At 35.6% G+C, this 11801-nt stretch carries 10 protein-coding genes and 1 riboswitch; of the genes, 5 read left to right on the top strand and 5 right to left on the bottom strand.

Annotation, left to right across the window (positions count from 1 at the left end; translation table 11 throughout):
- Positions 1-153: 153 nt before the first annotated feature.
- Positions 154-265, bottom strand: a riboswitch (SAM riboswitch).
- A 336-nt stretch (positions 266-601) separates the two neighbouring features.
- Entirely contained in the window at positions 602-901 is a 300-nt protein-coding gene (locus tag ACFSUL_RS20565; RefSeq protein WP_377938146.1) for a hypothetical protein, read from the top strand.
- Positions 902-982: 81 nt separating this feature from the next.
- Here ACFSUL_RS20565 and ACFSUL_RS20560 read toward each other — a convergent pair whose 3' ends face one another.
- The 5 genes from ACFSUL_RS20560 to ACFSUL_RS20540 form a co-directional block, all read right to left on the bottom strand.
- Positions 983-1894 (bottom strand): ketopantoate reductase family protein, encoded by a 912-nt coding sequence (locus ACFSUL_RS20560; RefSeq protein WP_377938143.1) that lies wholly within the window; start codon positions 1892-1894, stop codon positions 983-985.
- 232 nt (positions 1895-2126) lie between these two features.
- The gene (locus tag ACFSUL_RS20555; RefSeq protein WP_377938141.1) at positions 2127-2555 is read right to left on the bottom strand and encodes an immunoglobulin-like domain-containing protein; all 429 of its coding nucleotides are present in this window, start codon (positions 2553-2555) and stop codon (positions 2127-2129) included.
- A 206-nt stretch (positions 2556-2761) separates the two neighbouring features.
- Positions 2762-3046, bottom strand: coding sequence for a hypothetical protein (locus ACFSUL_RS20550; protein WP_377938139.1), 285 nt, complete (start codon positions 3044-3046; stop codon positions 2762-2764).
- Between the two features lie 41 nt (positions 3047-3087).
- Complete coding sequence (locus ACFSUL_RS20545; RefSeq protein WP_377938137.1) at positions 3088-3249, bottom strand: hypothetical protein; 162 nt, start codon at positions 3247-3249, stop codon at positions 3088-3090.
- Between the two features lie 222 nt (positions 3250-3471).
- Positions 3472-4272, bottom strand: coding sequence for an N-acetylmuramoyl-L-alanine amidase family protein (locus ACFSUL_RS20540; RefSeq protein ID WP_377938135.1), 801 nt, complete (start codon positions 4270-4272; stop codon positions 3472-3474).
- 194 nt (positions 4273-4466) lie between these two features.
- On the opposite strand from ACFSUL_RS20540, the gene ACFSUL_RS20535 reads away from it, so the two are divergent.
- The 4 genes from ACFSUL_RS20535 to ACFSUL_RS20520 all read left to right on the top strand — a co-directional run bounded on the left by ACFSUL_RS20535 (position 4467) and on the right by ACFSUL_RS20520 (position 11564).
- Positions 4467-6764, top strand: coding sequence for an S-layer homology domain-containing protein (locus tag ACFSUL_RS20535; protein WP_377938133.1), 2298 nt, complete (start codon positions 4467-4469; stop codon positions 6762-6764).
- A 254-nt stretch (positions 6765-7018) separates the two neighbouring features.
- A complete protein-coding gene (locus tag ACFSUL_RS20530; protein ID WP_377938131.1) occupies positions 7019-8443 on the top strand; it encodes an N-acetylmuramoyl-L-alanine amidase in 1425 nt (474 codons plus the stop codon).
- A gap of 62 nt (positions 8444-8505) precedes the next feature.
- Positions 8506-10428, top strand: coding sequence for a S8 family peptidase (locus ACFSUL_RS20525; protein WP_377938129.1), 1923 nt, complete (start codon positions 8506-8508; stop codon positions 10426-10428).
- Between the two features lie 146 nt (positions 10429-10574).
- The gene (locus tag ACFSUL_RS20520; RefSeq protein ID WP_377938126.1) at positions 10575-11564 is read left to right on the top strand and encodes a C40 family peptidase; all 990 of its coding nucleotides are present in this window, start codon (positions 10575-10577) and stop codon (positions 11562-11564) included.
- The last annotated feature ends 237 nt before the right edge of the window (positions 11565-11801 follow it).

Here is an 11801-nt window from a genome sequence, read left to right as displayed (position 1 = left end):
GGTAACGCGGTAAATTGTTAAAGTTTTTAGTTGTAGAGGTCCGTCCCCGACTGCTTTACAGTGCTAAAGGTTCGACCAGAATGGAATAAAACAAAAAGGCCCCTCTTCTTAACAGGAAGAAGAGGGGCCTACGTATATGTAAATAAACCGCTCTTCTCATCTTACAAGTGCATATTGGTCACTTGCAGGAATTGGCACGGTATTCAGTAAAGAACCCGTTGCCGAGGTTTCAAAGGGCCAGTCCCTCCACCTCTCTGGATAAGAAGATATTTTCGCTATTCAATTAACATTTGAAATTCATAATACTTTAAAGTTTTAAAGTAGTCAAGAGAAATTTGACAATTATTTCGATTTTGACTAGAAGGAATTATGAGTGAAAAGGATAGTGGTTGTTTATATGTTTGCTGAAAAATAGTAGATGGGAAGAGAAAAGAAAGGATCAAAGGCTTGCATTCTAATACAATATAAAAAGCAAACTTCGAAACAAAATTAGCGATTAGAAATAAAACGATATAGTTAAGTAATAATATGGTTGAAATTTGAAACCAATTATTTATTTTGTGCGTAAGGATATAAAAGGAATAAAGTAGGGGGAGAGAAAATGGGGAGCATTATTACAGGTGTAGTAGTTATAGCAATACTTTTAGGTGCATTTTTCTTATTCAACTGGCTAATGGGCTATAAGAAAGATCATATCGTTATTGACTTGGATGAACGCTATATTGACTACAATAAGTATGTTAAAGCGATTCAACGGGAACTAGAAAGCAGGGGGATGGACGTAAAGTATGAAGGGAATTATCGGTTTGTAATAGATGGTAAACGTTATTTGTTTATTGAAAGAAATGTTTCGATGGGCGGAGTTCCGCTGCAGCGCACCATTTTGAAACCGGAAAAGTAGTGGAAGAAAGGTTCGAGAACAGTTTTACTTTTAAAAAATCAGTCCCCCCAATTCCAGGGAGACTGATTGCCCTATCACCTATCACTGCTTCTCATAAATCCGCAAATTCGCATAAATTTTCTCAAGCGTCGGAGCTGCAATCTCTTTCTCTTTCGCAATCCCTAGTAAATATCCATAAAAGTGATCGCCCTCTACAGATAGTCCTTTTTCCATATCACGCTGCAAGGACGACTTCATTTCATGTGCCATAGATTGAAGCTTACCCCAATTCACTTCTACAATATCGTCAGCAAGTGGAGCATTGATGCTTCTCATAATCGATGCTGCTTCGTCCAGTGTATTCTGAATAGTACTAGCACCTAGCTCGTCATCGCGAATAGGACCGATTGGTGAGCGGAATAGGGAAGTAACACCTGATAATGTTGAAATAAATAAGTACTTATGCCACATATCTCTGTTGATATTTTCGGATAACACAAAATTTGCCTTCGTCCCGTTGAAAGCCTGTTGAAGTTTAGTAATTCTCTCCGTTTTTTCTCCAGTTCTTTCCCCAAATATGAGATCATGAATAGGGCTAGTTTGGACAATATGCCCTTGCTCATTCAACGTGGATTCGATGAAACATAAACCGCCTAAAACATTCGATTCACCGAATGTATCAACCAACGTATCGATATGAGAGATTCCATTGAGGAGCGGTACAATCATCGTTTCAGGACCAACATATGGGCGGAAATCCTCGATTGCTCCTTCCAAGTGATAGGCCTTCATCGACAATAAAACAGCATCGTAGGCTTCAACATTTTCACCCGTCTGGATCAAATGAGGCTTTACTGTTACATCACCATGAACACTTTCTAAAACAAGCCCGGTTTCCTCTAACTGCTGTTTTCTTTTTTCGCGAACAAGAAAGGTAACATCTTCGCCTTTTTCAATCAATCTTCCTCCGAAATAGCCGCCGACTGCGCCGGCTCCAACTATTAGTATTTTCATTTGGCATCCCCTCCAACGTTTATGTATTATTTTTATTTTAACAGGTTTAGTTCTGGGTGGCAGTAAACAGCCTTTCAAAAAGTTGACAAAACCGGTAAGTTCCTATGGATTGCGCTTATGGGAGTAGACAGTTATAAATATAGATAAAAAATGACACAGTTGACAAAAACAGTGAAACAAATTGTTCTGTTAGTTATTGATAAAAAAGAAAAGAACCTAACTTGGTTCTTCTTCACTCTACAACTTCAAATGGGGCAGCAAGTTCACCGATAGTAGCTCGATATTCACCAGGTGTTAGCTTATATTTCAGGTCATTGACATTAAGAACTAGGGTTGACGATTTATTTGGAGGATGCATAAAACCTAGTTCTGTGAAGGATTCGTCTTTCATTGGCACCTTATACCATGTATCTTTCACTTTTTTTTCAAGGAATACATGAATACCTGTGGAAAATTCTTTAGGGCTGTCATTTTGAATTTTAACAATAATCTTTTTAACTGATGTTGGATATTCAACCTTTTCGGTTTTGATAGTAATACCATTTTTCGAGTCAGCACGTTTTTGGACAGGGGCTTCTTCTGTTAGAGGTGCTCGGCAACCGCTAAAAAAAATAAGTAATAACGCAAAACAAAAAACAGCTAATGGATACTTTTTCATCATTAAAACACCTCCTACCTACATTTTACCAATAATCGGATAGGAAAACAGCAAGAGAGGTTAATGAATAATACGAGAAAACTGTTTATTTTATTATGCAATTTTCTGTGGTAATATTCCAAATTTTTTATTTGTTGAAGCGTCGTGTTTTAATTTAAGAATTAAACTATTACCGAAACTATTTATTCAAAAAGGTTCCCTTCAAAGTATTATTGAACTGTAATATTAAGTGTTAATGTAGTTATATTATTTGCTTTATCGGTAAAAGGTGCTTCTAATACATAGTTTCTTACTGGGATTATATCATATTTTTCATTGTCATTAAGGTTAAAAGTTGTACCATTATTTTTGAGAGTTCCCCAAGTCAGTCTCTCACCAGCCTTAGTAGCTTCTACATTAGTGCTTTTCAAAACAACATTAATAGTTTTGCTTGTTTCAAACTCGTTATTTATTATTAATCCCATTTCGTTTAGGTTTGTTACATCATCTGTCACAGGAAGGAATACCGATGCAGTAGTGGCCCTTCAAGGTTAATTTAGATGTCAAATCCTTCAATAGTAATAGTGCCAGCTCCGGCAACTGTTTTTTTGTAGTCAAACGGAATTTCTATGTCGTCAATATAAAGCAACCCATCTTTCCTTACTGAGTCGAAGTTGTCAAAAATGACAGCTAATTCAGTACAATCATCAGATAGCACCACACAGATACCTTAGGATAATGGTATTGTTATTAAAGGATTCTATGCTAATATAAATGGAATCTAAAGCATTTTGTGCAGCCTATTCTCTCACTACTATTTCTTCTAGTTTAAATATAATATTCTTGGAATTTATAGGTTCTGTAGATAAAACGTAAGCTGTCTAATATTTATTAAATGAAAACATAAATGTTCTATCAAGGGGAAGGGGAGTATTTATCGTTATTTATCTCCTTGGATTAACCCTCTTTCTAAAGCTACATAAATTAACCCAATAGCATCAGATGTTGTTAATTTCCCGTCTAGAAAGTCGTTTCTCCATTTAGGACTAATTCCATTTTCTTTATTTTCTAAGCGTTTTAGAACAATAGAGACACTGTCTCTTATTGCTTGATTAGATGGATCCATGATTTCATCCCCCTTTTCTTTATAAGTAATGTTAAAGTATCTGCAAATAGCCTTAGCATGAACAACGGCTAACCTTTTAATATATTCTTCTTGTTTTTTACCAAAAATATTTTCAAAGTCAGTAGAATTTGTCATAAATCCGTTCTCCGTAAGTACAGCAGTCATTTTGGTTTCTCTAACAATGTGCAAGTCTGTCCAAGTTCCGGGTACAGAAGCGTGTAATCCATTACCGTGTGTGTCTAATCCTGCCTTGTTGAGTTCATCTATGAATAGCTCTGCAGCTCTTTTAGAATCAGGGTGGTCATGCCAATAAAAACAACAAATACCGTTTACATCCTTATTACTATTAGCATTGGCGTGTAGAGACCAAACCAAATCTACATTTTGACTATTATAAAAATCTGTTCTAGTCTTCAAATCAATCTCGTTTCTAAAAGGTTTTTGTATTGCCACGACATCAATGCCATTACGTTGTAAATGTTTATCCAATTCGATAGCTAACCTCGAATTAAAGTCATGTTCCTCATAAACTTTCCCATTAACTTTAACACCTTTACCTCTAGTATTTTCCCATGTATTAGAGCCGTGTCCAATATCTCTTCCTACTGTTGGCATAAGTATCACCTCACTATATTTAATGTGAAATCTTTTTTTTCGGTGAGGGCTAATTGGAAACTATTTCAGGATAAGTACCTGGTCACTTACATATTCCTAACTTTTACATATCTTCAGTTATTTGCGATTGTGTATACATATGTTTTACTATAAAAGTAAACTTAATGAAATATTTCGTGAGAAGAGGGGATAGTTTGAAAAAGATTATTAGTCTAATTGTGGTTCTCTTTATTTGTACTATTATAGTACCTAAGCCTACTGTTAATGCCCAATCTTTAAGTGATGTAAGTGACCATTGGGCAAAAGAGGAAATTAACAGCTTGGTAGAAAGAGGGATAATTGAAGGTTTTAAAGACAACTCATTTCGTCCAAATGCAGATGTTTCTCGTGGTCAATTTGCGGCTTTTTTAGTTAGAGCGTTAGATTTACCAAAAGGTTCTTCGTCTTTTGTTGATGTAACAAAGGGGAGTAATCTTTATGAAGAAATTTCTGCAGCTAAAAAAGCTGGAATTGTTAAAGGGACTTTAAACGGGAAAGCACTGCCTAATCAAAAGATTTCCAGGGCTGATGCAGCCGTTATGCTGGATCGTGCACTACAGTTAAACGGAGACTTTAAAGAGAGAGCAACTCTAGAATTCACTGATGCTGGTTCTGTGCCTGAATATGCTTTAACAGCATTTAGTAGAACGGTTCAATATGGGTTTATTCAAGGGACAAAAGAAAATGCATTAGATCATTCTTCTACAGCAACCCGTGCAGAATCAGCTGTATTTATTCATAGACTATTTACATTTTTAGTAGACAAAGGGTTAATTGAAGATCAGCCAATAAGCTCTCCGGCTAAACCAGGAGAATCTGTAAATTTATCTGCTTCCCATGTTCAGGTCACTTTAGATGATGGTAATAAAATAGGTGTTAAAATGAATACGAAAGGAGTTCCGTTAAATTTTTTCAAGAAAACAGCAGTAAAGCATATTCGTTCAACTGATACACATTATTACTATCATATGGGTTATGCAAGTAAACCGCTTGGGCAACTGAAGCTTACATTAAGAACATTAGATAATGGGGACACCTTTGTCTTTTCTCAATTTGAGCATAATGGAGATAATACTTATTCTGCTTCCATAACTTTGCCAATTACTAACATTGATTCTTATGACCTTAAAAAAATTGAGAAGTATGGAACTATAGAACACGGTCATAGTGGAACGTTTGGGGTTGACCCAACAACACACCCAATAGGATTATTAAATTTATATAGTGCTTCTGGGTTAGAAAGTAGTCTAATGTTAAGTAAAAACTATACATCGCTTCGTAGAGAAAAAGTATACAATGACGGACAAAAATCAGTTTTACGTGAACTGTTAGAAGAATATGAAAGCTATAATATAACTAAAAGTGGTTCGAGTGTTCAAGTAAATCTAAACATGAAAGTTACGAGTAATGCAATTTCAGAAAGCTGGGCTTTACTATCGAACCATAAACTTCTTGAAAAACAATCATCAATTGATTCTTGGTTTAGCCGAAGTATTGATGAATATCGAGTAATTAATAAATGGTTAACAGCAGAAGGAGTCTATTCAAAACTTCCTTGGTCAATAGAACCTGGGTATCAAATGGGATATGGAAGAAACCTTGGCAATATCCAGGGTGGAATGTACCTAAATGCATATAAAAGCACAGATGAAAGGTATTTTTATGATTTAGTAATGAATTCTGTTGCCGACTTAGATGTATATTCCGATGGAGCCTTAACAGCTGGAAAGGTCCCTGTCTTTAAAAAGGAATACACAAGTACATGGTTGAAAAAGGCTTATGGCACAACAGCTCCTTACATTGATACAAGGCATAATGAAAATACAGCACTTTTCTTAAAAAACACTGGAGAAACGTTTAATATTCCATCATTGAGTGTGGCAAATCTTAAATATGCTGATTTTCTTACTCAGCAAAAGGAAATGGGCAATACCATTCCTGTTACTGTTTCTAGTTATTTAATAGCTGATTATTACGCACCAGGAAGTAAAATTACTCATACATCCCTAAATCATGCTCTTGGAGAAATGCGCTTTCTAATTGAAACCTATCAGCAAACAGGAGCTGAAGTCTATTTTAAGACTGCTCGAGAGTTAAAAGCTGGAATTGAAAATCTATACCCTAAATGGATTCGTTCAAATGGTGATCTTTGGTATCAAGTAAATGGAGAGTTGGAGTTTACCGGAAATGACTATGAGACACTCACATTGGTAGACCTACTGAAGAGTCAAGAGTTATTTAAAAAAATAAATTACCCGAGAAGTTCAATCTTCGATAAGATGATTGAGTCAAAATTGAAATACCTAGTGAAAATTAATCACCCACTAAAAAGTTTTGAGATAGATCTAATTAATTCACAAGGCTTTGGTTATCTTTTAGGGGAGAAATACAGTGTGAAATCAGCAACAACTATTCCTGAAGAAAAAGATACGTTAGAGTTACTAGCTGAATAAATAAGAGAGCAGTGTTCTTTTGATAAGAATACTGCTTTTTATATTGAAGTATCGGGTGATGGATAATTATGTGAAGTTCACTAAATTATTTGATCGGGTTCCCGTAAAGGGGTGAAACACAGTTAGTAAGAAATAGTTTTAGTTAAAGTTAGAAAGGGAGTTTTGAAAAAACAAGTAGATAAATAGAAGTAAAGTATAGAGTAAGGGGAAGGAATATGGTAAAATGGGGAAAAATGTCGAAAGGAGATAACACAGTGAGACGCATTTCACAAGTATTTGGCTTATGTATCACTTTAATTTTAGCGTTTTCACTCGTTCCAGAAGTTCATGGAATGACGTTTAATGACATCGGTGAATCTCATCGTGCAAAAGAGGAGATTTTCTACCTTGCCACTGGAAAAATAGCAAATGGGGATTTGGCGGGGAATTTTAAACCAAACAGTACAGTAACTCGTGCGGAAGCTGCTGCTATGATTGGAAGGGCACTACAACTGGATGGAGACCAAAGGGCAACTGAATTTAATGATGTGGGTTCAAACCACTTTGCTTCTGGCTATATTCAAGAAGCAGCAAAACTCGGGATTATAACGGGGTATCGAGATGGTAGTTTCCAACCTGACAAACCTGTTGTTCGTGGGGAGATGGCCCTATTAATAAGTCGTGCTTTTGAGTATAATTCGACTACGATAACAGCTGCTTCTCATCAACTACTCTCAATGGGGATCGCCCAAGGAATGGCAGACGGGTCATTTGGTGCAAAAGAATCTATTAAAAGATCCGACTTTGCAGTTTTTCTTGCTCGAAGTATAAATGCTGAAATGAGGCTGCTGGGACAGGAAGCATCTTTTAATAAGTCTCGTTATGTAACAACGAATAATTTGAACTTTCGTTCGGGACCTTCCACACTCTATTCTATAAAAGGTAAATTAAACTCTAGTGATAAAGTGAAAGTAGCATACTACATTGGAGAGTGGGCTTATATAGAATCTAATAGTAAACAAGGGTTTGTACATAGCGCCTACCTCAGTAAGACAGATGTAACAGATATCGAAGGAATTCTAAAAAACAAAACACTTATCATCGATCCAGGTCATGGAGATCAAGATCCAGGAGCTTCTGGCTATGGGTTATTGGAAAAAAATGTGGTTTTAGATACTTCTATTAGACTTAAAAACTACTTGGAGGATAGTCCTTTTAATGTTAAACTTACAAGAGAAAAGGACGTTTTCCTAGAACTTTGGGAAAGGGTCGCATTTGCTGAAGAAAATAATGGTGATATTTTTATTAGTGTTCATGCAAATGCCTTTAATGGAAGTGCAACTGGTACTGAATCGTACTATTATAGATCTGCTAACAACTCCTATGTGAAAGAAAGTAAGGCGTTGGCAACTTATCTTCAAAATAGACTCATTAATGCATGGAACTTATCTGATAGGGGAGTGAAAGAAAAAAATCTTCATGTCCTTCGAGAAAATTCAATGCCAGCTTCTTTAGTAGAATTAGGATTTATTGATAATAAATCAGACAATGCTAAGTTAGCTTCTGCGGAATGGAGACAAAAAGCAGCTAAGGCACTATATTTAGGTATCCTCGACTATTATTATCATTATGAAGGTCTTAAAGATATCTCTTATTTATATGAGAATTTAGGAGCCTCACCATCAAAAAAATTACATTAAAATAATACTGAAAAGGGGTCTTGTAAAGCAGGCTCCTTTTTTGGTAGAAAGAGGGTGAAAAGTTGAAGAAAGTTATTCCTTTTTTGTTAGTTCCTTTACTACTTACTTTTGTATTACCCAATGTTTCCAACGGGGAAACACAGGAGAACAAAAAATACGTCATTTTTTTCGATGAAAAGGTTGATAGTGAACTTTTAAACAAAAATGATATTACTATATTGGAAGACTTTACTTATGTCCCGGCTGTTTCGGTAGAGGCATCTAAAAATCAAATGGATGTTCTTAAGAATGAAAATGGTATACGTCTTATTCAAGAAGAAAAAGCTTATAAAGTTATGGAGCAATCAACCCCTTGGGCATTTGAAGATATGAACTTAACAAATGAAGTAAGAAGTAAGTATAAAGGTACAGGTATAAAAGTAGCGGTATTAGACACTGGGATTGATTCTACTCATCCTGACCTAAATGTGGTTGGTGGAACCTGTGCATTGAAAATTAATTGTAATAATGGCTTTCAAGATGACAATGGACATGGCACGCATGTGGCAGGAATTATAGCAGCTCTAAACAATAGAATTGGAATGGTTGGTGTAGCACCAAATATTCAACTTTACGGTGTCAAGGTGTTGGACTATAGCGGACTAGGTACTACCACGACAATACTTACAGGGATTGAGTGGGCTCTAGAAAATGATATGGATATTCTCAATCTAAGTTTTACTACTCCAGCGGACGATCCAGCTTTAAAAGCAATTATTGATGAAGCATATAGAAGAGGATTATTAATAGTAGCGGCTGCTGGAAATGTCGGCAACTCTTCTGGCACTGGTGATACGGTCCTTTACCCTGCTAAGTATTCTAGTGTTATAGGGGTAGCGGGTGTTGATAAATATTTACAAAGAATGAAAGAGTCTTCGTCTGGTTCAACGGTAGAAGTCTCCGCCCCTGGTAAAAATATTATTAGTACTATACCATTAAGTGCCGATATTTATGACGGTGTGCAGGATGGATATGCACCGATGTCTGGGACGTCTATGGCAACACCATATGTTACAGGGCTTTTAGCTTTGTATAAAGAAAAGTATCCCAATGAAAACAATGAAACGTTACGTAATAAGTTGGTTACAACTACTTTAGATTTAGGAGAAAACGGGCGAGACCCTTTATATGGGTTCGGCCTCGCGAGGTTCTCTGATGTACCCGTGAATAAGGAACTACCATCTGCTTCTTTAATGAAAGTAGAAAATAGTGAGATAGAATTTCAATTTGATATGGATGAGGATACTGATTCTCTAGATATCTACGAAAATAAAAAACTACTAGTAAGTGATTATAAAGACAATCAATACTTTGATTATAGACCAAAAGGTAATTATCAATATGAATTTCATTTCAATATGGATTCTGGGGAAACAAGAGTAGTAGAAAAGTCAGTCTCTGTTTTTTCTCCATATTTTCAAGACTTAAAAGGAAATGAGTGGTATGCTCCCCACATGATGTATTTGAATCACCAAGGGATTTTAAATGGAGTAGATGAAAATGTATTAAAACCGAATCTTAACATTACAAGAGGACAAGCAGTTGCAATACTTGGGAGAGCTATAGGGCTAAACGGAGACAAAAGAAAAACTAAATTCACAGATGTAGGTAATCAATACTTTGCCTCGGGATATATCCAATCAGCTTTGGAAAAGGATATATTACAAGGCTTTCCTGATGGTTCCTTTAGGCCTGAACAATATGTATCTAGAGCAGAAATGGCAATCCTATTAGCTAATGCGTATCATCTTTCTAATGAAACTGGGCAAGAATTTAACGATGTAAATAAAAGTATTACTGGTTATCAAGAAATATATAAAATTGCAAATCAAGGTATAACAGAAGGTTATCCTGATGGCAATTTCAAACCTCACGAAAAAATGACGAGAGCTAATTACTCTGTCTTTATTTCTAGAGCGGAAAACTCTTCTTTTCTAAATAGATAGTGAAAAAGGGTCCACCTATGAATTAATTATTCTAGGTGGACCCTTTTGTAATGAATATGTAATATAATCGTAATAACATAATTCGCAAATATTTGATAGAATTTTACTATAATCGATAAAAAATGTAATGCTTTTGGGGTGGGAAAATGAAAAAACTGTTGTATTTACTTGTAACATGTTCTCTATTATTATTAATTACTCCTGTTCAGTCAACTAAAGCTGCTAGTGGTCAGCAAATAGTAGATTTTGCTAAGAAGTATGTAGGAGTACCTTATAAATTTGGTGGTACTAGTCCTGCTGGTTTTGATTGTTCAGGATTTTTGAAATATGTGTACGGGAAATTTAACATAAACCTACCACGAACGTCATCTGAACAATACAAGGTAGGCACAAAGGTTTCGAAGAGTGAATTAGAACCGGGGGATATTGTACTATTTAGTAATACATACAAACCAGGTATTTCTCATGCAGGTATTTACATAGGAGATAATAAATTTATATCTGCAGAAAATAAAGGAATTGCTATTTCTTCCCTTAGCAATTCATACTGGGGACCTAAATTTACTGCAGGAAAAAGATTAGATTCGGTATCTTCTAATAAACAATTCAGTGACTTAGCAACTTCACATCCGGCATATGATGCTATTATAGAGCTTTCTTCTAATGATGTAATCAATGGATTTACTGATAATACATTTAAACCAGAAAAGCCTGTAACTCGTGGACAAGCTGCTGCTATTCTGAATCGTGTACTAGGATACACACCTTCTAAGAATACTAGTTTTAAAGATGTCTCACCAAATCAGTCATTCTACAAGGACATATTAGCGATGCAAAGTGCTGGGATTATACAAGGATACCCAGATGGGACATTTAAGTCCAATCAATATATGGACCGAGCACAGATGGCGGTTATTATTGAAAGAGCGTTTGAATTGGATCATGGCTTTAGTATTGCAAAAGCTAGTACTATTTATGATGATGTAGTCCCGAATCACTGGGCAGGTGCAGCAATTGCTAGCATGCATGCAATTGACAAAACAACACTTTTTCAAACATCAAGTTTTAGAGCTAGCGATGAGGCTACTAGAGCAGAATTTTCTGCAGCAATTTACAACGCCTATACTGGAAAATAGATTACAAGCTTCTTATCCTATAAGGGTAGGAAGCTTTTTTGATGTTATTAATAATTCGCGAGGTATGAATTGCTCATACCTCTCATAATTAGCCTATGTAAGGTCATTTCTAGAAAATAAGGAAGAAGTACATCAAGGTACTTTGTTATTGTTTTACCCAATTGTCTTTTATTAAAACGCAAATACTATTTAATCTGAAACTAGTTGTTTTACTAATAACTACTCGCAAGATACTTT

Origin of the sequence: Bacillus seohaeanensis (genome assembly GCF_042684945.1) — a bacterium.
Taxonomy (GTDB): Bacteria; Bacillota; Bacilli; order Bacillales; family Bacillaceae_B; genus Rossellomorea; species Rossellomorea seohaeanensis.
The sequence above is the reverse complement of the archived record's forward strand: the minus strand, read 5'-3'. Positions and strand labels throughout refer to the sequence as shown.